The following is a 23,200-nucleotide window of genomic DNA, read 5'->3' as shown; positions in this document are numbered from 1 at the left end:
GGAGGCAGCGTCAGTCGTCGAACTGGCGCCGTTCGTTTTCGATCGCTTCGGCCAAGGCGCGGGCTTCGGCTTCTTCGTCGCTCAGCTCGGGTTCTGGCGGCTCAAGGGCGGCGACGGCGGCCAGCAGTTTTTCCCGGGCTTGGGCAACGCCGAGGATGTCTTCTTCAGGTTCCCATTCCGCTTCAGGCTCGGGCTCCACCGCGCTATCGGGCTCCGCCAGCTCATCCGACTCACCTTCAGGACCAGGAGCGTCACGCAGCAGGTCATCGAAGTCGGTCTTCAAGCCCTCCTCCATGGTGTCCAGCTCCAGCAGCAACGAGTGGAAACTGGTCTCTTCCTTCGGCTCTTCGGGCTCGGCGCTGGCGTCGGCCAATTCCTGCAAGGCCTGGGGCACCGGGGCGTCGTCGAATTCGAGCATCGGCTCGGGCTCCAGTTCCCGCAGTTCGGCCAGCGGCGGCAGGTCGTCGAGGTTCTTCAGGTTGAAGTGATCGAGAAACGCCTTGGTGGTGGCGAACATCGCTGGCTTGCCCGGCACGTCACGATAGCCGACGACGCGGATCCACTCGCGTTCCAGCAGGGTCTTGACGATGTGGCTGTTGACCGCCACGCCACGCACGTCCTCGATCTCGCCCCGGGTGATCGGTTGGCGATAGGCGATCAGCGCCATGGTTTCGAGCATCGCACGGGAATAACGCTGCGGCCGCTCCTCCCACAGGCGCCCGACCCAGGGGGCGAATTTTTCGCGGATCTGCAAGCGGTAACCGGACGCTACCTCCTTGAGTTCGAAAGCCCGGCCTTCGCAGGATTTACCCAGCAGCGTCAGGGCTTTCTTGAACACGGCAGGCTCAGGCCGCTCGCCTTCTTCGAAGAGTTCGAACAGGCGCTCCATCGATTGCGGCTTTCCAGAGGCCAACAGGAAAGCTTCAAGCAAGGGCGCCAGTTCACGGGGTTCGGTCAGATTCATCGGTTTGCTCGTTATTCGGCTCGGGCCCGCACATGGATCGCTGCGAACGGCTCATTCTGCACCAGCTCGACCAAGGATTCCTTGACCAATTCCAGGACCGCCATAAACGTCACCACCACGCCCAGCCGCCCTTCCTCGGCGGTGAACAGCTCGACAAAGGGCACAAAACTGCCGCCCTTGAGCCGTGCCAGCACATCGCTCATGCGCTCGCGAGTGGACAATGCCTCACGGCTGACTTGGTGACTTTCAAACATGTCGCCCCGGCGCAGGACCTCGGCCATGGACATCAGCAGCTCTTCCAGGCTCACGTCCGGCAGCAACTTGCGCGCCCGCGCCTCGGGAGCGTCGAGCTTGGGCACCAGCACATCGCGCCCGACCCGGCTCAAGCCGTCGATGCCTTCGGCCGCGGCCTTGAAGCGCTCGTACTCTTGCAGGCGACGGATCAGCTCGGCCCGAGGATCGTCCTCTTCCGCCTCGACCTCGGCCGAGCGCGGCAGCAGCATGCGCGACTTGATCTCGGCCAGCATGGCCGCCATCACCAGGTATTCCGCCGCCAGTTCCAGGCGCACCGACTGCATCAGCTCGACGTAGCCCATGTATTGGCGGGTAATTTCCGCCACCGGGATGTCGAGGATGTTGATGTTCTGTTTGCGGATCAGGTACAGCAACAGGTCGAGCGGCCCTTCGAAGGCTTCGAGGAAAACCTCCAGCGCATCCGGCGGGATGTACAGGTCCAGGGGCATTTCCATGACCGCCTGGCCATAGACCATGGCGAACGGCAGCTCCTGTTGCGCGCCGGCCTGGCTGTCGACATTTTCGACCGCGGTTTCCACAACCGACATTCAGGCCTCGACCATGAACGGCGTTGGATCGCCGCAGCCGACGCGTACCACTTGCGGTTCGCCGTCGGCCAGGTTGATCACCGTGGACGCCTTCATGCCGCCGTAACCGCCGTCGATGATCAGGTCGACCTGATGCTCCAGCAGTTGGCGCATTTCATAGGGGTCGGTCAGCGGATCGGTCTCGCCGGGCATGATCAGCGTCACGCTCATCAACGGCTCACCGAGTTCCGCCAGCAGCGCCAGGGCAATGGGATGGCTCGGCACCCGCAGCCCGATGGTGCGCTTCTTTGGGTGCAGCAACAGCCGCGGGACTTCCCGGGTGGCATTCAGGATGAAGGTATAAGGGCCCGGCAGATGGGCCTTGAGCAGGCGGAAAGTGCCGGTGTCGATCTTGGCGAACAAGCCCAACTGCGAGAGGTCGCTGCAAATGAGCGCGAAGTTGTGCTTGTCGTCCAGCTGACGCAAGCGTCTTACCCGCTCGACCGCGTTTTTATCGCCGATCTGGCAACCAATGGCGTAGGACGAGTCGGTGGGATAGACCACGACGCCACCGCTACGGATGATTTCCACAGCCTGTTTGATCAGGCGCGCTTGCGGGTTTTCCGGATGAATCTGGAAAAATTGACTCACGTGTTCTACCTGTTCAGACGGCGGCGATAACGGGATCATGTTTGAATCTACACCATAGTGGTGGCAGATCTTCCGGCAACGGGCGGTATTCGCCAATCTCGGACCAGCCTCCCGGGCCGTGGAAATCACTCCCGGCGGTCACCAGCAGGCCAAACTCCCGGGCGAGGATCGCCAGGCTGCCGACCTGCTCGGCCGGCTGATGGCCATTGACCACTTCGATGGCATGGCCCCCTGCTTGAATATAGTCGGCTATCAGGCGGCGGCGCTTGCTGCGGGTGAATTCATAATGCCAGGGATGCGCCAAGCTGACCCACGCCCCGGCGGCCCGCAGAGTCTCGACCGTTTCTTGCAGGGTGGGCCAGTGCTGCTTGACGTCCCCCAGCTTGCCGGCCCCCAGCCATTTTCGGAAGGCTTCGGCGCGGTCCTTGACGAAGCCCTCGCGCACCATCCAGTCGGCAAAATGCGGCCGGGCCGGGGCGTTGCCGCTGTCGCCCAGTTCCTGCTGGACCTGCCGGGCGCCTTCCAGCGCGCCGGGCATGCCCTTGAGGGCCAGTTTGCGGCTGATCTCCTCGGAGCGCAGCCAGCGACCGTCGCGCAATTCGGCAATGGCCTGGACCAGTGACGGTGCATTCACATCAAAGCCGTAGCCCAGCACGTGGATGGTCGCACCGCCCCAAGTGCAGGACAGTTCGACGCCGTTGACCAGTTGCATGCCCAGCGCGGTGGCGGCGCTACGCGCTTCGTCGAGACCTTCGAGGGTGTCGTGATCGGTCAGGGCCAGGACTCGCACGCCGTGCTCGAACGCCCGCGCCACCAGAACCGCAGGCGCCAGGGCGCCATCGGAGGCCGTGCTATGGCAGTGCAAATCAACATTCACGAGACTTTGTTACCTCAAATCAGCTGGCCCTATCGCGGCCAAGGATGTTTGTTATTATGCCGCCACATCCTGCTTCTGGCTGCCACTGTGAAACAATTCATCGATTTCATCCCGCTCCTGCTGTTTTTCATCGTCTACAAACTTGATCCACGGACCGTCGACGTCGCCGGCCACTCCTTGACTGTCGGCGGTATCTACAGCGCCACCGCGGTGCTGATCATCAGTTCCCTGGTGGTCTACGGCGCGCTGTTCGTATCGCAGCGCAAGCTGGAGAAGAGCCAGTGGCTGACCCTGATCGCCTGCCTTGTATTCGGCAGCCTGACCCTGGCCTTCCACAGCGAGACCTTCCTCAAATGGAAAGCCCCGGTGGTCAACTGGCTGTTCGCCCTGGCCTTCATCGGCAGCCACTTCGTCGGTGATCGCCTGCTGATCAAGCGCATCATGGGCCACGCGCTGAGCCTGCCGGACGCGATCTGGACCCGATTGAACATCGCCTGGATCGCCTTCTTCCTGTTCTGCGGCGCCGCCAACCTGTTCGTTGCGTTCACGTTCCAGCAATACTGGGTCGACTTCAAGGTCTTCGGCAGCCTGGGCATGACCTTGCTGTTCCTGATCGGCCAGGGCATCTACCTGTCCCGTCACCTGCACGATGCCGAACCCACCACGCCAAAAACCGAGGACTGACATGCTCTACGCAATCATTGCCACTGACGTCGCCGACTCCCTGGAAAAACGCCTGGCCGCGCGCCCGGAGCATCTTGAGCGCCTGCAAAAGCTCAAGGCTGAAGGTCGCATCGTGCTGGCCGGGCCGCACCCTGCGGTGGACAGCAACGACCCAGGCGCCGCCGGTTTCACTGGCAGCCTGATCGTGGCCGAGTTCGAATCCCTGGCCGCTGCACAGGCGTGGGCCGAGGCCGACCCGTTCGTGGCGGCCGGCGTCTACGCCGATGTCGTGGTCAAGCCGTTCAAGCAAGTCCTGCCGTAAATCCCCAGGGGCAATGAGCCTGCGCGGCTCATTGTCCTGTTGCTCATCTTTCTCATTTGCCTGCCGACAACCTGTCTAATCTCGATTGGAATTCAGGAGTTGCAATGCGCAAAGGTCGGCTGTGCCTGTTGTTGGTCTCGTTGGCGATTGGAGCCCCCGCCCACGGCGAGGAAAGCACCGAGGCTGCTCATTCGGCGCCCTTGTCCCTGAGCGCGGGCGGCCAGATCGCCGAATTGCAGCAGCGCCTGAAAGACAGCGAGCGCATGCGTGAAGCACTCACCCAGCAACTGCAGAACACCAACGGCGAACGCGAGAGCGCGCTGGTGGGACGGCTGCGCCAGGAGAACCAGCGCCTGAAGTTGCAACTCAAGGAAGCCCAGTCCAGCCCGCTGCCGCGCCTGCTGACCGAACAGCAACAGTGGTTCGTCGTCGGCGCCGGGGTAGCGCTATTGGCCCTGCTCTGCGGTATCTTTGCCAGCGGTGGACGTAGACAACGTCGGCAATGGCTAAATTGAGTGAGTCATGAGCGAGCTGTTACTGATTGATGATGACCAGGAGCTGTGTGAGCTCCTCGGCAGTTGGCTGGGCCAGGAAGGTTTCCAGGTCCGCGCTTGCCACGATGGCCAGAGCGCCCGCAAGGCCCTGGCCGAAACCGCCCCGGCGGCGGTGGTGCTGGATGTGATGCTGCCCGACGGCAGCGGCCTGGAACTGCTCAAGCAGTTGCGCAACGATCACCCGGAATTGCCGGTGCTGATGCTCTCGGCCCGCGGCGAACCGCTGGATCGCATCCTTGGCCTGGAGCTGGGGGCTGACGATTACCTGGCCAAGCCTTGCGATCCACGAGAGCTGACCGCCCGCCTGCGCGCCGTGCTGCGCCGCAGCCATCCCGCCGCGGTTTCCAGCCAGATCGAACTGGGTGACCTGACCTTCAGCCCGGTGCGTGGCGTGGTCAGCATCGATGAACAGGAACAGACCCTCACCGTCTCCGAAAGCCGCCTGCTCGAAGCACTGCTCAAGCAGCCGGGCGAGCCGCTGGACAAGCAGGAACTGGCGCAGATTGCCTTGGGCCGCAAGCTGACCTTGTACGATCGCAGCCTCGACATGCACGTCAGCAACCTGCGCAAGAAGATCGGTCCCCACCCCGACGGCCGCCCGCGCATCGTCGCCCTGCGTAGCCGGGGCTACTACTACAGCCTCTGAAGAGTGCGGCTTCTCTCAGCCTATAGAGGCTTTTGTGGCGAGGGAGCTTGCTCCCGCTGGGCTACGAAGTAGCCCCAAGATTCTGCGGTTGCTGCGCAACCGAGCGGGAGCAAGCTCCCTCGCCACAAAGGCGCCCTCGCCACAGCAAGTACCCCCATCACAGGGCTCGTGTTCGGGCCTGCAGATTTGTCAGGTCCTCGCCAAACCGTCTTTACCCAAGCTTTACCCACCCCTGACCGCCGCTGACCTTGATCTTTGTAATCTGCACACATCCGGAACTGACCGGAAACGAGACAAGGAGAGACACCATGCGCAAGACCCTAACCGCTCTGATATTCGCCGCCGCCCTGCCGACCGTGGCCATGGCCATGCCCGAAGGCCCGGGGCCGATGGGCCCGATGGACGGTCCGCGCCACGGTGGCCAGATGCACGACAAAGGCCCCTACAGCCAACTGGACCTGACCCGCGAACAACGCGAGCAGATTCGCCGGATCATGGGTGAACAGCGCCATGAGCAACGCGAACTGGTCGACAAGTACCTGGCCAAGCTGTCGCCAGCCGACCAGAAAGCCATGCAGGACGAAATGGAAGCCCGGCACCAGAAAGTTGATGCCCAGATCCGTGGCTTGCTGAAGCCCGAGCAGCAGAAAGAGTTTGACGCCATTCAGAAAAAACGCGCCGAACGTCGGGCCGAGTGGGCCGAATTCAAGGCCTGGAAAGCGCAACAACCGCAAAAAGCGCAATAATGCACTGAAGCCCCAGCCCAACGGCATGTCGCCGTTGGGCTTTTCTGGTTTTCGAGGATAAATCCGTGCGTTCACTGTTCTGGCGCATCCTGGCCAGTTTCTGGCTGGCCATCGCCCTGGTCGCGGGGCTTTCGATCCTGATGGGCCACATGCTGAACCAGGACGCCTGGATCCTCAGCCGCCATCCAGGGCTCAACACCCTGGCCGAAGAATGGACACAAACCTACGAAAGCCAGGGCGAAGAGGCCGCGCAAGACATCCTGCAACAGCGCAAGCGCAAGTATCACATCGACGTTCAGGTGCTCAACGAGAGCGGCGACCCGGTGGTGCGCGGCACCTTTCCCCATCGCGCCGCGGCTTTCGAGGCGCGCCAGAACAACGACGACCGACGCCTCCCCTGGCGGCGCTTGACTGACGAGTTCACCAGCGCCAAGACCGGTGACACTTACCTGTTCATCTACCGCATCCCCCATCCCGAACTGGACGCCTGGCACCGCGACAGCCTGCTCTGGCCCCTCAGCGCCCTGGCCATTGCGCTGGTGGTACTGACCTTATTCAGCCTGTTAGTGACGCTCTCCATCACCCGCCCGCTGAGCCGCCTGCGCGGCGCGGTGCATGATCTGGGGCAAGCCACGTACCAGCAGAACAGCCTCGCCAAACTGGCCAACCGCCGGGACGAATTCGGCGTACTGGCCACTGACTTCAATCGCATGGGTGCGCGCCTGCAAAGCCTGATCGCCAGCCAGCGCCAATTGCTGCGCGATGTTTCCCATGAACTGCGTTCGCCCCTGGCCCGGCTGCGCATCGCACTGGCGCTGGCGGAGCGGGCGAGCCCCGCCGAGCGTGAAAAACTCTGGCCGCGCCTGACACGCGAATGTGACCGCCTGGAAGCATTGATCAGCGAAATCCTGGTGTTGGCCCGGGTCGACGCCGACAACGCCAGCGCCGAGGAAGTCGACCTCAACGGTTTGCTGGAGAACCTGCAAAAAGACGCCCAGCTGGCTTCACCGGAGCAACACGTGCGCCTGGAAACCGAGCCGCAACTGACGCTCAAGGGCTGGCCCACCATGATCGAGCGGGCGGTCGACAATCTCCTGCGCAACGCCCAGCGCTTCAACCCTGCCGGGCAGCCCATCGAAATGCGTGCCGCGCGCCAAGGAGAAAGGATAGTGATCAGCGTGCGCGACCACGGCCCCGGCGTAGAGGCGGAACACCTGGGCCAGTTGAGCGAACCGTTTTATCGCGCTCCCGGCCAGACCGCCCCCGGGCATGGTCTCGGCCTGGCGATCGCGCGCCGTGCGGCGGAACGGCATGGCGGAACCCTGGGATTGGCGAACCACCCCGACGGCGGATTCATCGCCACCCTGGAATTACCGCTGGTGCCGGGCGCGGTGGTGCAACCTTGAGCACCAAATGAAGGCTTGACCTTTCGAGTAGATGATAAGCATTATCATCTACTCGAACCGGACCGAGCCCTACCGTGAGCCAATCACGCTTCCATCAGGTTTTCCTCGCTCAGCGCATGCCGCTGCTGCGCACCCTCGAACGCATGGTCAACAACCCCAGCACCGCCGAAGACCTGCTTCAGGAAACCTACCTGCGCGTCACCCGCGCCCTGAACGAGCGCACGGTCGAGCATCTCGAACCCTTCGTCTTCCAGACCGCCCGCAACCTGGCGCTCGACCATTTGCGCGCGCGACGCATCCAGTCACGCACGCTGCTGGACGACGTGCCGATGGAAGTCGTGAACAACGTCATCGCCCCGCAAAGCAGCGCCGAGGATGCCGCCCATGCCGGCCGGTTACTCGAACAACTCAACCTCAGCCTGCAGTCGCTGAGCCCGCGCCAACAGCAGATCTTCATCCTCAACCGCCTGCATGGCCAAAGTTACCAGGACATCGCCGAACGCTTGGGCGTGTCGCTGAGCACCGTGCAGAAAGAACTGAAACTGATCATGGCGATTTGCGTGGGCGTAGCCGAACGCCTGGACGCCGATTGAGTCTGCAGGACACTGGCGGCCAACGACCACGCCGATTGCGTTGGCCGACGAGCCTGCTAGTCTTGGTCGCCTGATTACAAGCAGCCGTGCACAGACACTGCCGAGGAACCACCGTGACGGACAACCATCGCTCCCCTGAAGCCGCTGCGGCACAGGACACCGCCCACGCCATGGACCAGGCGCTGGATTGGCTGGTCCTGCTCGACAGCCCCAGCGATGAACAGACCCGACAGTTCCAGGCCTGGCTGGCGGCAGATCCGCGTCATGGCGAAGCGTTCTCCAGAGCCCAGGCGATCTGGAACGGCCCGCAGATCATCGAAAGCGCCCGGCAGCTCCAGGCCCGCCCCAAGGCCACCGCGCTGTCGCGTCTTCGAGCCCATTGGAAACCCCTGGCCACCGCCGCCGTGCTGTTGCTCGGATTGTTCAATTTCAGCGACCTGCCCCTGCAATTGCAGGCCGATCACCTGACCGTGGTCGGTGAGCGCCAGCGGCTGCAACTGGAAGATGGTTCCAAGGTCCTGCTGAATACCGACTCGGCGTTTTCCAGTTCCTTCGACGAACAGCGGCACGTGGCCCGCCTCTACAAGGGCGAGGCTTTTTTCGAGGTGACGGCCAGTCGCAATGTGCCGTTGGAGATCGACGCCGGGCCGGTCACCGCCAGTGTCAGCGACACCACGTTTGCGGTGCGTTACCTGGACGGCGTCGCTCAGGTCCAGGTGCAGCGTGGCGATGTCGACCTGCGTGCGACCCGCTACGATGCCCATGTCCGCTTGTCGGCAGGAGAAAGCATCCGCATTGGTCCCAACGGCTTCGACCGCCCGGCACGCCTCGATGTCGGCACGGACCTGGCGTGGGTTCAGGGTCGGCTGGTGTTCGAGAATCGGCCGTTGGGCCAGGTACTGGCGGAGTTGCGACGCTACTACCCGGGCTGGATCATCAACAACAACCAGCAGTTGGCCGGCGTGGCCGTGACGGGTAACTATCGCCTCGACCAGCCGCTGGACGTGGTGCGTTCCCTGGCCCATATCACCTCTGCCCGCCTCCGGGAATTCCCGGCGCTGGTAATCCTGAACTGAATGAGAATTATTTTTACTCGATAGCTTCCGCTGGTTCGTCTCGTTATAGCCAATGCAATTGATTCGCATCTCGCGATGCGATCTGCACCTATAACAGATGCGACACGGAGCGCTATCGATGTCCTCTCGCCTTACTTGCCGGTTTCTTGCCCCCTCTTGCACGCTGTCACTACTCACCGCCGCCATCCTGATGACCGGTACCGCGCCGGCAACCCTGGCTGCCACCGCCGAGCAATCGCCAGCGCGCAACATGGGCGACTACACCTTCAGCATCGCCCGGCAACCACTGGTTTCCGCCCTGAACGCATTTACCGCCGTCACCGGCTGGCAGGTGGGGCTGCCGGCAGAGCTGGCCGAAGGCGTCGCCTCGCCGGGCGTGAACGGCTCGCTGCCGCCGGAAAAAGCCTTGGAGCGCCTGTTGGTGGGGACCAACCTGAGCTACCGCAAACTGGGCAATAACAACATCGTCCTGGAAAAGCGCAACGCCGGCAGCGCGCTGGAGTTGCAACAGGTGACCATCAGCGCCACCCGCCAGGAACAAGACATCGCCAGCGTACCGAGCACCGTTTCGATCCATGATCGCCAGGAGCTGGACCGCAACAACGTCAACACCATCAAGGACCTGGTGCGCTATGAGCCCGGCGTGTCGGTGGGCGGCGCGGGCCAGCGCGGCGGCATCAGCGGTTACAACATCCGCGGCATCGACGGCAACCGGATCCTGACCCAGGTCGACGGCGTGGAAATCCCCGGAGGTTTCTTCAACGGCCCGTACGCCAAGACCCAACGCAACTACGTCGACCCGGAAATCATCAAGCGCGTGGAGATTCTGCGCGGTCCGGCCTCGGTGTTGTACGGCAGCAACGCGATCGGTGGTGTCGTCAGTTATTTCACCCTCGATCCGGACGACATCATCAAGCCCGGCAAGGACGTCGGCGCGCGTCTCAAGACCGGCTACAGCTCCGTCGATGAGAGCTGGCTCAAATCCGCCACCGTCGCCGGCCGCAGCGGGCCGTTCGACGGGTTGTTGCATTACAGCCAGCGCGACGGCCACGAGACCGAATCCTACGGCAGCAACAACGGCACCGGCCTGGACCGCACCGCCGCCAACCCGGAAGACGTGCGCGCCAACAACGTGCTGGCCAAACTCGGCTGGGACTACAGCGATGACGCACGCCTGAGCCTGGTGTACGAGAAGTACAAGGACGATCGCGATGTCGACCTGAAAAGCGCCTACGGCGGGCCCTATGCCAACGGCCAACCAGCCATTTCCGCCTCCATCCTGCCCGGCGGCATGTACCAGTGGCGCACCGGTAACGATACGATCACCCGCGAGCGTTTCGGCCTGGAGCACAGCTTCGCCCTCGACAGCCTGCTGGCCGACAACATCAAGTGGAGCCTCAACCACCAGATCGCCAAGACCGACCAGCGCACCGCCGAGTTTTATTTCCCGGTCACCCGCCGGGTGTTGCGCACCCGTGAAACGCTCTATGAAGAAAAACAGTGGGTCTTCGACGCGCAGGCAGACAAGTCATTCAGCTTGGCCGACACCGATCACACACTGACCTACGGCACCACGCTCAAGCATCAGAAAGTCACCGGCTCACGCAGCGGCAACGGCGTGTGCCTGGCGATCGGCGTGGGCTGCCCCGCCGTCGGCGCCATCAGCACCCGGGACGTATTGGCAAAAGCCAGCGACTTCCCCGACCCGACCATCAACACCTACAGCGTTTTCGCCCAGGACCAGATCAGCTGGGACAAATGGACCTTCACGCCAGCGCTGCGCTACGACTACACCCGGCTCAAGCCACGCCTGACCGAGGAATTCCTGCGCACCGTGGACCCCACCAACGGCGGTACGGTGAGTGGCGAGGACAAGAACTGGCATCGCGTCTCGCCGAAGTTCGGCCTGACCTACGCCCTGACCGACCAGTACACCTGGTACGGCCAGTACGCCGAAGGGTTCCGCACCCCGACCGCCAAGGCCTTGTACGGACGTTTCGATAACGCCGGCGTGGGCTACAGCGTGGAACCCAATCCCGACCTGGAACCGGAAAAAAGCAAAAGCTACGAAACCGGCCTGCGCGGTCGTTTCGACTCCGGATCGTTCGACGTGGCGGTGTTCTACAACAAGTACCGCGATTTCATCAACGAAGACGCCATCACCCCCGGCGCCGACCAGTTGACCTTCCAGAGCAACAACATCAAGCACGCCACCATCAAGGGCATCGAAGCCAAGGGACGCCTGGACCTGGACGTGTTCGGTGCGCCAAAAGGCCTCTACACCCAAGGCTCGGTGGCGTACCTGTATGGCCGCAACAACGACACGGGCGAGCCGCTCAACAGCGTCAACCCGCTTACCGGCGTGTTCGGCCTGGGCTACGACCAGGAGCAGTTCGGCACGTTGCTCAGCTGGACCCTGGTCCAGAAGAAAAACCGCGTAGACGACAGCAACTTCAATTCGCCCGACGGCGTCAGCGGCCAGTTCAAGACGCCGGGCTTCGGCATTCTCGACCTGAGCGGCTACTACAAGGTGACTCACGACGTCACCGTCAGCGGCGGCCTCTACAACCTCACCGACAAGAAGTACTGGCTGTGGGATGACGTGCGCGGCTACGACAGCGTCGGCGAAGCGGCGGTGCTGAGCCCGGCCAACCTCGATCGCCTGACGGCGCCGGGGCGCAACTTCGCGGTCAACCTGATCTGGGATATCTGATCCGGTTCCAGGCAAAAAGCCATCCGTGGCGAGGGAGCTTGCTCCCGCTGGGGTGCGAAGCGCCCCCAAGATCTAACGGTCGCTGCGCACTGGAGCGCCAGCCCGGCCGAGCGGGAGCAAGCTCCCTCGCCACGGTGTATTTCACTCCAAGGAATTTTTCATGACCACCCCACGCCCCGCCCTACGTTCCCAGCGCCTGAATCAGATCACCCACGAGCCCCACGGCAAGCTCGACGCCCTGGTCAAAGCCCACGCCCCATTCGAAACCCAGGCCAGCTACGCGCGCTTCGTCGTCGCCCAGTACCTGTTCCAGTCAGAACTGGTGGCGCTGTACAACGACGTGCAACTGGCCGCCCTGATACCCGATCTGGCGGCCCGCTGCCGCGCCGAAGCGGCCAAGGCGGATCTCACGGACCTGGACACCGAAGTGCCCGCGCCGGTGGCCGGAGCGGTAAAAAACCCGAGCCAGGCCGAAGCACTGGGCTGGCTGTTCGTCTCCGAGGGCTCGAAGCTCGGCGCCGCGTTCCTGATCAAGCGTGCCGTGGCCCTGGGAATGAACGAAACCTTCGGCGCCCGGCATCTGGCGGAACCGGCGGGCGGCCGTGCCGAAGGCTGGAAAACCTTCACCCATACCCTCGACGGCCTGGCCTTCACCGAACAGCAGGAAGCCGAGGCGGACAAAGGCGCGCTGGAGGCCTTCAACCGGTTTACCGTGTTGCTGGAACACGCCTATGCGGCCGAGTTGGCCTGACGGTCACCCACGCCCTTGTGGGAGCGAGCTTGCTCGCGATGGCGGTGCATCAGGCAGCATCTATGGCGACTGGCAGTCCGTCATCGCGAGCAAGCTCGCTCCCACAAGGTAAAGCGCATGTTGGATAAAAATACATGAGCCGCATCCCCTCAAAACCCAGCCAACTGCTCTTCGCCCTGCTCGCCTACACCAGCCTGGCCATCGGCCTCATCGCCTTGGTCGTGCCCGGCCTGCCGACCACCGAGTTCATCCTGCTCGCCGCCTGGGCCGCGACCCGCAGTTCGCCGCGTCTGAGCGCCTGGCTGGAGCACCATCGGTGGTTCGGGCCGATGCTGCGCAACTGGCGCAACGGCAAAGTCATCCCGCGCCGGGCCAAGGTCGGCGCCACGATCAGCATGCTCGGTTGTGCCGCAATGATGTGGCTGATGCTTGCCCACGGCTGGCCGATGTACCTGGCCATGGCCGGCATGGGCCTGGGCAACCTGTGGATCTGGTCACGCCCGGAAACTCGTGGCGAGGGAGCTTGCTCCCGCTGGGGCGCGAAGCGGCCCCCTACGCAATTTTGAACTATGATCGCTCTCTCGCCTGGAGGGCTTTCGATGTCAGATCTGCTCACATCCATGCAAACCGCCCTCGGTTTGCCCACGACTCCGATCCCCTTCACTGGCGAAGGCGCCCTGCCCTCTGCGTTCGCCGTTACCGAGTTGGCCTGCGCCAGCATCGCCACGGCCGGTCAAGCGGTCGCCGAACTCATTCATCAGCAGACCGGCCGCCTGCCGACGCTTGAAGTCGACCGGCGCCTGGCCTCGTTCTGGTTCGCCACGTCCCTGCGGCCCGTCGGCTGGAGCGTACCGCCGCTGTGGGACCCGGTGGCTGGCGACTACGCCACCGCCGACGGCTGGATTCGCCTGCACACCAACGCACCGCATCATCGTCTTGCTGCGGAAAAAGTCCTCGGTACCTGCACCGACCGCGCCGACATGGCGAGCAAAGTTGTCCGTTGGAACAAGGCCGAACTGGAACAGGCCGTGGTCGACGCCGGTGGTTGCGCCGCACAGATGCGTTCCTGGCAGGCGTGGCAGGCCCATCCGCAAGGTTTGGCGGTGAACGCCGAACCGCTTGTTCGCTTCGATGACATGAGTGCAGCTCCGCTTGAACCCTGGCTCGGCTCCGTCGCCCAGCCGCTGGCGGGCTTGAAGGTGCTTGACCTGACCCGCGTGCTGGCCGGCCCGATTGCCAGCCGCTTTTTGGCCGGGCTGGGCGCCGATGTGCTGCGTATCGACCCGCCGACCTGGAACGAACCCGGCGCGGTTCCGGAAGTTACCCTCGGCAAACGCTGCGCCCGCCTCGACTTGCATCAGCCCGCTGACCGCGCGACGTTCGAAGCATTGCTCAAGGATGCCGACATCCTCCTGCACGGCTATCGCGCCGACGCGCTCGAACGCCTGGGCTATGGCGCCGTGCAACGCCGCCAACTGGCACCTGGGCTGATCGACGTCAGCCTCAACGCCTACGGCTGGAGCGGCCCCTGGCAACACCGGCGCGGCTTCGACAGTCTGGTGCAGATGAGCAGCGGCATCGCCGAGGCCGGCATGGCCTGGAAACAGACAGATAAACCGACGCCGCTGCCCGTTCAGGCGCTGGATCACGGCACCGGCTACCTGATGGCGGCCAGTGCGATTGTACTGCTGGCTCGGCGCTTGGCCGATGGCCGTGGCGGTTCGGCACGCTTGTCACTGGCCCGCACGGCGAAACTGTTGATCGAGGGTGGCGCCGGCGATGAGGCTGCGTTGCGCCCCGAAGACGAGGCCGACCAGGGACTGCTGGTGGAACAAACGCCCTGGGGCCCGGCGCACCGCTTGCAGGTGCCACTGAAAATCACCGGCACGCCGTTGCAGTGGGCCCTGCCAGCCACCGAACTGGGCGCACATCGCCCTCAGTGGTGATCGTTCGATCCCCTTCGCGAGCTTGCTCGCGAAGAGGCCAGCACATCCAACATCTCAATCGACTGACACTCAGCCATCGCGAGCAAGCTCGCTCCCACAGGGGATTTTCGACAAACGCAAATCCCACGGCTTACAAAGAATCACTGTGGGAGCGAGCTTGCTCGCGAAGAGGCCAGCACATCCAACATCTCAATCGACTGACACACCGCCTTCGCGAGCAAGCCCGCTCCCACAGGGGACTTTCGACAGACATAGATCCCACGGCCTACAAAAATTCACTGTGGGAGCGAGCCTGCTCGCGAAGAGGCCGGCACATCCAACATCTCAATCGACTGACACACCGCCTTCGCGAGCAGGCTCGCTCCCACAGGTTTTGCATCCAGCCCTTTCAGCTCATGCTTCGCGGTTGAACTGACCCAGATCAGCTGTCGCCCCTTTGAATCGACTTAGGCTGTTGACTCTCCTTCGCATGAGAGTCCTGCAATGTCCGATACCCCCGGAAAACTTCGACTGGGCGCGCTGGTTGCGCTGGTAGTGGGTTCGATGATTGGCGGCGGGATCTTTTCCCTGCCGCAGAACATGGCCGCCAGCGCCGATGTCGGCGCCGTATTGATCGGCTGGGCCATCACCGCAGTGGGCATGTTGACCCTTGCATTCGTGTTCCAGACCCTGGCCAATCGCAAACCCAATCTGGACGGCGGGGTGTACGCCTACGCCAAGGCCGGGTTTGGCGACTACATGGGGTTTTCCTCGGCCTGGGGTTACTGGATCAGCGCCTGGCTCGGCAACGTTGGCTACTTCGTTTTGTTGTTCAGCACCCTGGGCTATTTCTTCCCGGTGTTTGGCGAAGGCAACACCGTGGCGGCAGTGATTGGCGCATCGCTGTTGCTGTGGGCCGTGCACTTTCTGGTACTGCGGGGCATCAAGGAAGCGGCGTTCATCAATCTGGTGACCACCGTCGCCAAGGTCGTGCCGCTGCTGCTGTTCGTGCTGATCGCGGCGTTCGCCTTCAAGCTGGATATCTTCACCGCTGACATCTGGGGCTTGAAAAATCCGGACCTGGGCAGCGTGATGGATCAGGTGCGACACATGATGCTGGTCACCGTGTGGGTGTTCATCGGCATCGAAGGCGCGAGCATTTTCTCGGCCCGCGCCGAAAAACGCAGCGACGTCGGCAAGGCCACGGTCATCGGCTTCATCACGGTGCTGTTGTTGCTGGTACTGGTGAACGTGCTCTCGCTGGGGATCATGACCCAACCTGAACTGGCGAAGCTGCAGAACCCGTCCATGGCCGCCGTACTCGAGCACGTGGTCGGTCACTGGGGCGCTGTGCTGATCAGCGTCGGCCTGGTTATCTCGCTGCTCGGTGCCCTGCTGTCCTGGGTCTTGCTGTGCGCCGAGATCATGTTTGCCGCCGCCAAGGACCACACCATGCCGGCCTTCCTGCGCCGGGAAAATGCCAATCATGTACCGGCCAACGCGCTGTGGCTGACCAACGCGATGGTCCAGCTGTTCCTGATCGTCACGCTGTTTTCCGCCAGCACCTACCTGTCGCTGATCTACCTCGCCACCTCGATGATCCTGGTGCCGTACCTGTGGTCGGCGGCCTACGCACTGCTGCTGGCGGTACGCGGTGAAACCTATGAAAACGCCCTGGCCGAACGGCGCAAGGACCTGGTCATCGGCGCCATCGCGCTGATCTACGCGATGTGGCTGCTGTATGCCGGCGGGATCAAGTACCTGCTGCTCTCCGCCCTGCTCTACGCCCCCGGCGCGATCCTGTTCGCCAAGGCCAAGCGCGAACTGGGCAAACCGGTTTTCACCTCGGTCGAGAAGCTGATTTTTGCCGCCGTGGTGGTCGGTGCCCTGGTGGCTGCCTACGGCCTTTATGACGGCTTCCTGAGCCTGTAGCCGGCTGACTGTTTCATCTGGAGGATTTGTAATGACCACGGAAAAAGTGAAATACGGCGTCCATTCCGAAGCCGGCAAACTGCGCAAAGTCATGGTCTGCTCACCAGGCCTCGCCCACCAGCGGCTGACGCCGAACAACTGCGACGAACTGCTGTTCGATGACGTGCTGTGGGTCAACCAGGCCAAGCGCGACCACTTCGATTTCGTCACCAAGATGCGTGAACGCAGTATCGACGTGCTGGAGATGCACAACCTGCTGACCGACATCGTCGCCATCCCCGAAGCGCTCGACTGGATCCTGCATCGCAAGATCACCGCCAACTCCGTGGGCCTGGGCCTGGTGCATGAAGTGGGCGCCTGGTTGCGCAGCCTGGAGCCACGCAAGATCGCCGAATACCTGATCGGCGGCGTCTCGGCCGATGACCTGCCGGACAGCTTCGGCGGCAAGACCATCCAGATGTTCCGCGACTTTCTCGGGCACTCCAGCTTCATCCTGCCGCCGCTGCCCAACACCCAGTTCACCCGCGACACCACCTGCTGGATCTACGGCGGCGTGACGCTGAACCCGATGTACTGGCCGGCGCGCCGCCAGGAAACCTTGCTTACCACCGCCATCTACCGATTCCATCCCGAGTTTACCCAAGCCGATTTCCAGATCTGGTACGGCGACCCGGACCTGGACCACGGTAACGCCACCCTCGAAGGCGGCGATGTGATGCCCATCGGCAACGGCGTGGTATTGATCGGCATGGGTGAACGTTCGTCGCGCCAGGCCATCGGTCAACTGGCACTGAACCTGTTCAAGCACAACGCCGTCGAGCGGGTGATTGTCGCGGGGCTGCCACGTTCCCGCGCAGCGATGCACCTGGACACCGTGTTCAGTTTCTGTGACCGCGACCTGGTGACGATTTTCCCTGAAGTCGTCAGCCAGATCGTCGCGTTTTCGCTGCGCCCGGACGAGAGCAAACCCGGCGGCATCGACGTGCGGCGCGAGGAAGGCAGCTTCCTCAGTACCGTCGCCAGCGCCCTCAAGCTGCCCGCGCTGCGGATCGTTGAAACCGGCGGCAACAGCTTCGCCGCCGAACGCGAGCAATGGGACGACGGCAACAACGTGGTCGCCCTGGAACCAGGCGTGGTCATTGGCTACGACCGCAATACCTACACCAACACCCTGCTGCGCAAGGCCGGGGTGGAAGTCATCACCATCAGCGCCGGCGAACTCGGTCGTGGCCGTGGCGGCGGCCATTGCATGACCTGCCCGATCGTCCGCGACCCTATCGACTACTGACCTCTGAGCCTGGGTCGTTTTATCGAAAACGGCCCAGGGGATAACCGACACCCAAGGAGATCCATCATGGCTTTTAATATGCGCAACCGCAGCCTGCTGAGCTTGATGCACCACACCCACCGCGAGCTGCACTTTTTGCTCGACCTGTCCCGCGACCTCAAGCGCGCCAAGTACACCGGCACCGAGCAGCCGCACCTTAAAGGCAAGAACATCGCGCTAATCTTCGAGAAAACCTCGACCCGCACGCGTTGCGCCTTCGAAGTCGCGGCCCATGACCAGGGCGCCCACGTCACCTACATCGACCCGGTTTCGTCACAGATCGGCCACAAGGAAAGCATGAAGGACACCGCCCGCGTGCTGGGGCGGATGTTCGACGCCATCGAATACCGTGGCTTCGAGCAGGAAATCGTCGAGGAGCTGGCCAAGTTCGCCGGCGTGCCGGTGTTCAACGGCCTGACCGCCGAATTCCACCCCACGCAAATGATCGCCGACACCCTGACCATGCGCGAGCACAGTGACAAGCCGCTGCATGACATCAGCTACGCCTACCTGGGCGATGCGCGCTACAACATGGGCAACTCGCTGCTGATGATCGGCGCCAAGCTGGGCATGGACGTGCGCATCGGCGCGCCGAAAGCCCTGTGGCCGCATCAGGACTTCATCGACCAGTGCCAGGCCTTCGCCGCCGAAAGCGGTGCACGGATCACCATCACCGAAGACCCGGAAGAAGCGGTCAAGGGCGTGGACTTCATCCATACCGATATCTGGGTCTCCATGGGCGAACCGGTAGAGGCCTGGGACGAGCGCATCCAGCAACTGCTGCCCTATCAGGTCAACGCGCAAATGATCAAAGCCTCGGGCAATCCGCGGGTGAAATTCATGCACTGCCTGCCGGCCTTTCATAACAGTGAAACCAAGGTCGGCAAGGACATCGCCGCGCGTTATCCGAACCTGGCCAACGGCGTGGAAGTGACCGAGGACGTCTTCGAATCCCCGGCCAACATCGCCTTCGAACAGGCGGAGAACCGCATGCACACCATCAAGGCGATCCTGGTGGCGGCGTTGGCGGATATCTGAACACCGGCCCGATCCCCTGTTGGAATGCTCTTCACTGTGGGAGCGAGCTTGCTCGCGATGGCGGAGTGTCAGCTTGCATTGATGTTGGATGTGCCGCCGTCATCGCGAGCAAGCTCGCTCCCACAAGGGAACTGTTTTGTTCGATCTGACTTGAAAGGACAGCGCCATGCGCATCGTAGTTGCCCTGGGCGGTAATGCCCTCCTGCGTCGGGGTGAACCCATGACCGCCGACAATCAACGCAGCAACATCCGCACCGCGACCGAACAGATCGCCAGGATCCATCCCGGCAACGAACTGGTCATCGCCCACGGCAACGGCCCGCAGGTCGGCCTGCTGTCGTTGCAGGCGGCGGCCTACACCTCGGTCACGCCGTATCCGCTGGACGTGCTGGGCGCCGAAACCGAAGGCATGATCGGCTACATCATCGAACAGGAACTGGGCAACCTGCTGGACTTCGAAGTGCCCTTCGCCACGCTTTTGACCCAAGTCGAAGTGGACGCCAACGACCCGGCGTTCCAGAACCCGACCAAGCCCATCGGCCCGGTCTACAGCCAGCAAGAAGCGCAGCAACTGGCCGCAGAAAAAGGCTGGGCGATTGCCGCCGACGGCGACAAGTTCCGCCGGGTGGTCGCCAGCCCACGGCCCCGGCGCATCTTTGAAATCCGTCCGATCAAGTGGCTGCTGGAAAAAGGCAGCATCGTGATCTGTGCCGGCGGCGGCGGCATCCCGACGATGTACGACGCCGACGGCAACCTGCAAGGCGTCGAAGCGGTGATCGACAAGGACCTGTGTTCAGCACTCTTGGCCGAACAGCTGGAAAGCGATCTGCTGGTCATCGCCACGGACGTCAACGCCGCTTTCATCGATTTCGGCAAGCCGACCCAGAAAGCCATCGCCCAGGCTCACCCCGACGAGATGGAAAAACTGGGCTTTGCCGCCGGGTCCATGGGGCCCAAGGTGCAAGCCGCCTGCGAATTCGCCCGCCACACCGGCAAGGTCGCGGTGATCGGGTCGCTGTCGGACATCGAGGCTATCGTCCAGGGCACCGCCGGCACGCGCATCAGCACGGCAACGCCGGGGATTGTTTATCGGTAACCACAAAACTTATACGGCAGGCGCGGTGTCTGCCGTTCTCCACGCCTTCGAAGGAGAGACCCTTATGGCCACGTTCCAACCCGGTCACCTGCACATGGAACGCCATGCGCTGAACAAGGACGACTACAGCTACAACCTGTGCATCGATTACGAGGTGACCCAGGATCCCGAGGAAGGAACGGGCATGTCGTTCCGGCTACACGGCACGGTGGAGGACAAGAGCGTGGACGAGACGTTTTTCCTGGCCAAGGACCAGGCCTTCGACTTCGCCCGCCACGCCACGCGCATCGCCCAGCAGTACGGCATGCCGAAGACCGCCAGCATCGGCTCGATGCACAAGTATTACGACGAGATGTTCGAAGACGTGCGGCACCAGCTCGACGTCAAGCCGGGTGATCCGATGAAGCCTGAGCATTTGGAATAGCTGCCCGAAAGCCCCATTATCTCCTGTGGGAGCGAGCTTGCTCGCGATGGCGGCGTATCAGCTTGCATGGATGCTGGATGTACCGCCCTCATCGCGAGCAAGCTCGCTCCCACAGGGAATCTATAAGCATTCTGAATACCGGGCTACACACAAGACCCGCCCGACTGGCAACTCGCCATGGCTGACCTATGCTGAAAACAGTACCCCCGGGTATTCGTTCAGAGGTCATCGCCATGAACATCAAAACAAGAAGACGCCTCGCCATTTTTGTCACCTGCACGGCCACGCTAGCGCTGTATGGCACCGCGGCTTATCGGGTCGAACAGGCCAGGCAGTTGCCCCGTGAATACGTCAGCTGCAACTTTGAACGCTGCATACCGCACAACGCATCCCTGAACGCTCTGCGCTGAAGCGGTTTCAGTCGTCCTGCTGATCGGTCTTGAGCCGGTCGCGGAAGGCCTTGGGCGAAATGCCGACACGCCGGCGAAACAGCCGGGTGAAGTTGGTCGGGTCGGAAAAGCCGAGCAGTTCGGAGATCTCGTAGATGGTCATGCCGGTGTAGGTCAGCAGCCGCTTGGCCTCCAGCAGCTGACGCTCGTGCATGATCTGCAACGCCGGTTGCCCGGCCAGTTCGCGACAGGTGCCGTTGAGGTGCGATACCGAGATGCCCAGGCGATGGGCGAGGTCTTCGACCTTGACGTGCTGGCGATAGGTTTCCTCAACCAGTTGGATGAACCCGTTGAGATATTCCCGGGCCCGTTGCGGGCGCTGCGACGAGGTACGCCTGTCCATTACCTGGCGACTGACCCAGACCATGATCACGCTAACCAATGCATGCATCAGCATTTCCCGGGCCGGTTCATGGCCAACATATTCCGCCTGCAAGGCGCTGAAAAGGCTGTTGAGGTAGTCGGCGTTTTCGCCGGCCGGGTAGGCTTCGGCCTGGGCCAGGACATTCACCGAATGCCCGAGCTGCCCTTGCAGATGCGTCACCAGCGGCGCCGCCAGGGTAACCACGTAACCCTGCACATCCTCGGAAAAGCGAAAGCCGTGCACTGACAAGGGCGGCAGGATCTGCACGGCCGGCTCGTCGAGCCGGGTGCGCTGGCCTTCTATTTCCAGCTCGGCCTGGCCCTTGTAGACAAACAGCAACTGACACAGGTCCGCATGCCGATGGGGTTTGATTTCCCACTGGTGTTCGCTGCTGCGCGTGGAAATGGTTTCGCAATGCAGCAGGTCCGGCGTCGGCCAATCCTGGCTCTCGCCATAGAGCTTGAACACCGGTATCGAAGGCAGCTCGGTTTTCTTCATACGAGGGTTGGCCTCGGGTTACGGGCGGTAATCGCACCGATTGGCAGAAAGTACAGGTTTCAGCGCAGTTTTCCCCTTCAATTGACAGGTTCGCAAGCGAAAAATGCAGGCCAGGATTACTAATAATAAACACCGACCCTGGTCGCGTGCTCTTGCGAGTCATAACAACAATGAAAACCCTCAAGACCCAAGTCGCCATTATCGGCGCCGGCCCCTCTGGACTGCTGCTCGGCCAGTTGTTGCACAACGCCGGCATCGACACGCTGATCCTGGAACGCCAGACACCCGACTACGTCCTCAGCCGCATCCGCGCCGGCGTGCTTGAGCAAGGCATGGTGCAGTTGCTGCGCCAGGCCGGGGTCGGCCAGCGCATGGATGCCGAAGGCCTGCCCCATGATGGCTTCGAGCTGGTCCTCAATGGCCGGCGCGTGCACATTGACCTGAAGGGACTGACCGGCGGCCAGAACGTCATGGTCTACGGCCAGACCGAAGTCACCCGCGACCTGATGGCTGCACGCCAGGCCTGCGGCGCGCAGACCCTGTACCAGGTCGATAACGCCCAGCCCCACGACCTGCAGACCGACCAGCCCTTCGTGACCTTCGAGCATGCGGGCGAAACCTGGCGTCTGGACTGCGATTACGTGGCCGGCTGCGACGGCTTCCACGGCGTCGCGCGGCAATCGATCCCGGCGGAAAAACTCAAGGTCTTCGAGCGCGTCTACCCGTTCGGCTGGCTCGGCATCCTGGCCGACACCCCGCCGGTCCACGAGGAGCTGGTCTACGCCCGCCATGAGCGCGGCTTTGCCCTGTGCAGCATGCGCTCGCGGACCCGCACCCGTTATTACCTGCAAGTGCCCGCCGAGGAACAGATAGCCGACTGGCCGGACGAGCGTTTCTGGAGCGAGCTGAAAAACCGCCTGCCCGCCGACCTGGCCGAAGCGCTGGTGACCGGCCCCTCCATCGAAAAAAGCATCGCGCCGTTGCGCAGTTTTGTCGTGGAACCGATGCAGTACGGGCGGATGTTTTTGGTCGGCGACGCCGCCCACATCGTCCCGCCCACCGGTGCCAAGGGGCTGAACCTGGCCGCCAGCGACGTCAGTACGTTGTTCAACATCTTGCTCAAGGTCTATCGCGACGGTCGCGTGGATCTCCTGGAACGCTATTCGGCCATTTGCCTGCGGCGGGTCTGGAAGGCCGAACGGTTCTCCTGGTGGATGACTTCGATGCTGCATCGCTTCGACGACGATGCATTCAACCAGCGCATCAGCGAAGCGGAGCTGGAGTATTTCGTCGACTCCGAGGCCGGTCGAAAAACCATTGCGGAAAACTATGTCGGCCTTCCTTACGAGGCTATCGAATAGCCA

The 23,200-nt window shown here is 62.7% G+C and carries 24 protein-coding genes; 19 read left to right on the top strand and 5 right to left on the bottom strand.

What is annotated here, in order from left to right; genetic code table 11:
- Positions 1 to 10: 10 nt before the first annotated feature.
- The 4 genes from scpB to J3P84_RS06930 form a co-directional block, all read right to left on the bottom strand.
- Complete coding sequence (scpB, locus tag J3P84_RS06945; protein ID WP_434628903.1) at positions 11 to 964, bottom strand: SMC-Scp complex subunit ScpB; 954 nt, start codon at positions 962 to 964, stop codon at positions 11 to 13.
- Between the two features lie 11 nt (positions 965 to 975).
- Complete coding sequence (locus J3P84_RS06940) at positions 976 to 1,674, bottom strand: segregation and condensation protein A (RefSeq protein WP_434631180.1); 699 nt, start codon at positions 1,672 to 1,674, stop codon at positions 976 to 978.
- A 132-nt stretch (positions 1,675 to 1,806) separates the two neighbouring features.
- Positions 1,807 to 2,436 carry an L-threonylcarbamoyladenylate synthase gene (locus J3P84_RS06935; RefSeq protein ID WP_434628901.1) on the bottom strand — a complete coding sequence of 210 codons (630 nt, stop codon included), beginning with the start codon at positions 2,434 to 2,436 and terminating at the stop codon, positions 1,807 to 1,809.
- A 13-nt stretch (positions 2,437 to 2,449) separates the two neighbouring features.
- A complete protein-coding gene (locus J3P84_RS06930; protein ID WP_434628899.1) occupies positions 2,450 to 3,313 on the bottom strand; it encodes a PHP domain-containing protein in 864 nt (287 codons plus the stop codon).
- An 87-nt stretch (positions 3,314 to 3,400) separates the two neighbouring features.
- On the opposite strand from J3P84_RS06930, the gene J3P84_RS06925 reads away from it, so the two are divergent.
- The 18 genes from J3P84_RS06925 (at position 3,401) to J3P84_RS06840 (ending at position 20,935) form a co-directional block, all read left to right on the top strand.
- Positions 3,401 to 3,997 carry a septation protein A gene (locus tag J3P84_RS06925; protein WP_434628897.1) on the top strand — a complete coding sequence of 199 codons (597 nt, stop codon included), beginning with the start codon at positions 3,401 to 3,403 and terminating at the stop codon, positions 3,995 to 3,997.
- Between the two features lies 1 nt (position 3,998).
- On the top strand, positions 3,999 to 4,298 hold the full coding sequence (locus tag J3P84_RS06920; RefSeq protein WP_434628895.1) for a YciI family protein: 300 nt from the start codon (positions 3,999 to 4,001) through the stop codon (positions 4,296 to 4,298).
- A 104-nt stretch (positions 4,299 to 4,402) separates the two neighbouring features.
- Entirely contained in the window at positions 4,403 to 4,813 is a 411-nt protein-coding gene (locus J3P84_RS06915) for a translation initiation factor 2 (protein WP_434572302.1), read from the top strand.
- A 7-nt stretch (positions 4,814 to 4,820) separates the two neighbouring features.
- Positions 4,821 to 5,498, top strand: coding sequence for a response regulator transcription factor (locus J3P84_RS06910; protein WP_025215146.1), 678 nt, complete (start codon positions 4,821 to 4,823; stop codon positions 5,496 to 5,498).
- A 308-nt stretch (positions 5,499 to 5,806) separates the two neighbouring features.
- Positions 5,807 to 6,244 carry a Spy/CpxP family protein refolding chaperone gene (locus J3P84_RS06905; RefSeq protein WP_434628892.1) on the top strand — a complete coding sequence of 146 codons (438 nt, stop codon included), beginning with the start codon at positions 5,807 to 5,809 and terminating at the stop codon, positions 6,242 to 6,244.
- 65 nt (positions 6,245 to 6,309) lie between these two features.
- Positions 6,310 to 7,650 carry an ATP-binding protein gene (locus J3P84_RS06900; protein ID WP_434628890.1) on the top strand — a complete coding sequence of 447 codons (1,341 nt, stop codon included), beginning with the start codon at positions 6,310 to 6,312 and terminating at the stop codon, positions 7,648 to 7,650.
- A 74-nt stretch (positions 7,651 to 7,724) separates the two neighbouring features.
- Complete coding sequence (locus J3P84_RS06895; protein ID WP_434628888.1) at positions 7,725 to 8,243, top strand: RNA polymerase sigma factor; 519 nt, start codon at positions 7,725 to 7,727, stop codon at positions 8,241 to 8,243.
- 113 nt (positions 8,244 to 8,356) lie between these two features.
- Positions 8,357 to 9,319 (top strand): FecR family protein, encoded by a 963-nt coding sequence (locus J3P84_RS06890; protein WP_434628887.1) that lies wholly within the window; start codon positions 8,357 to 8,359, stop codon positions 9,317 to 9,319.
- 118 nt (positions 9,320 to 9,437) lie between these two features.
- A complete protein-coding gene (locus J3P84_RS06885; protein WP_434628885.1) occupies positions 9,438 to 12,032 on the top strand; it encodes a TonB-dependent receptor in 2,595 nt (864 codons plus the stop codon).
- Positions 12,033 to 12,192: 160 nt separating this feature from the next.
- Entirely contained in the window at positions 12,193 to 12,783 is a 591-nt protein-coding gene (locus J3P84_RS06880) for a biliverdin-producing heme oxygenase (protein WP_434628883.1), read from the top strand.
- 134 nt (positions 12,784 to 12,917) lie between these two features.
- Complete coding sequence (locus J3P84_RS06875) at positions 12,918 to 13,349, top strand: YbaN family protein (RefSeq protein WP_434628881.1); 432 nt, start codon at positions 12,918 to 12,920, stop codon at positions 13,347 to 13,349.
- A 33-nt stretch (positions 13,350 to 13,382) separates the two neighbouring features.
- Positions 13,383 to 14,729, top strand: a complete 1,347-nt coding sequence (locus J3P84_RS06870) for a CoA transferase (protein WP_434628879.1) — start codon at positions 13,383 to 13,385, stop codon at positions 14,727 to 14,729.
- Positions 14,730 to 15,212: 483 nt separating this feature from the next.
- Positions 15,213 to 16,640 (top strand): arginine-ornithine antiporter, encoded by a 1,428-nt coding sequence (gene arcD / locus J3P84_RS06865; protein WP_434628877.1) that lies wholly within the window; start codon positions 15,213 to 15,215, stop codon positions 16,638 to 16,640.
- Positions 16,641 to 16,671: 31 nt separating this feature from the next.
- Positions 16,672 to 17,928 carry an arginine deiminase gene (arcA, locus tag J3P84_RS06860; protein WP_434628875.1) on the top strand — a complete coding sequence of 419 codons (1,257 nt, stop codon included), beginning with the start codon at positions 16,672 to 16,674 and terminating at the stop codon, positions 17,926 to 17,928.
- Positions 17,929 to 17,994: 66 nt separating this feature from the next.
- The gene (locus J3P84_RS06855) at positions 17,995 to 19,005 is read left to right on the top strand and encodes an ornithine carbamoyltransferase (protein ID WP_434628873.1); all 1,011 of its coding nucleotides are present in this window, start codon (positions 17,995 to 17,997) and stop codon (positions 19,003 to 19,005) included.
- A 166-nt stretch (positions 19,006 to 19,171) separates the two neighbouring features.
- Complete coding sequence (gene arcC, locus J3P84_RS06850) at positions 19,172 to 20,101, top strand: carbamate kinase (RefSeq protein ID WP_434628871.1); 930 nt, start codon at positions 19,172 to 19,174, stop codon at positions 20,099 to 20,101.
- A gap of 64 nt (positions 20,102 to 20,165) precedes the next feature.
- A complete protein-coding gene (locus J3P84_RS06845; RefSeq protein ID WP_434572279.1) occupies positions 20,166 to 20,525 on the top strand; it encodes a DUF5064 family protein in 360 nt (119 codons plus the stop codon).
- 233 nt (positions 20,526 to 20,758) lie between these two features.
- Positions 20,759 to 20,935: a hypothetical protein gene (locus J3P84_RS06840; RefSeq protein ID WP_434628869.1), complete on the top strand. Its 177-nt coding sequence runs from the start codon at positions 20,759 to 20,761 to the stop codon at positions 20,933 to 20,935.
- 7 nt (positions 20,936 to 20,942) lie between these two features.
- On the opposite strand, the gene J3P84_RS06835 is transcribed toward J3P84_RS06840, so the two are convergent.
- Positions 20,943 to 21,836, bottom strand: a complete 894-nt coding sequence (locus J3P84_RS06835) for a helix-turn-helix domain-containing protein (RefSeq protein WP_434628867.1) — start codon at positions 21,834 to 21,836, stop codon at positions 20,943 to 20,945.
- Positions 21,837 to 22,006: 170 nt separating this feature from the next.
- On the opposite strand from J3P84_RS06835, the gene pobA reads away from it, so the two are divergent.
- Positions 22,007 to 23,197, top strand: coding sequence for a 4-hydroxybenzoate 3-monooxygenase (gene pobA / locus J3P84_RS06830; RefSeq protein WP_434601647.1), 1,191 nt, complete (start codon positions 22,007 to 22,009; stop codon positions 23,195 to 23,197).
- The last annotated feature ends 3 nt before the right edge of the window (positions 23,198 to 23,200 follow it).

It is taken from the genome of Pseudomonas sp. Z1-29 (assembly GCF_051131995.1).
GTDB lineage: Bacteria > Pseudomonadota > Gammaproteobacteria > Pseudomonadales > Pseudomonadaceae > Aquipseudomonas.
Note: the sequence above shows the minus strand (reverse complement) of the source record. Positions and strands in the feature narration are given on the sequence as shown.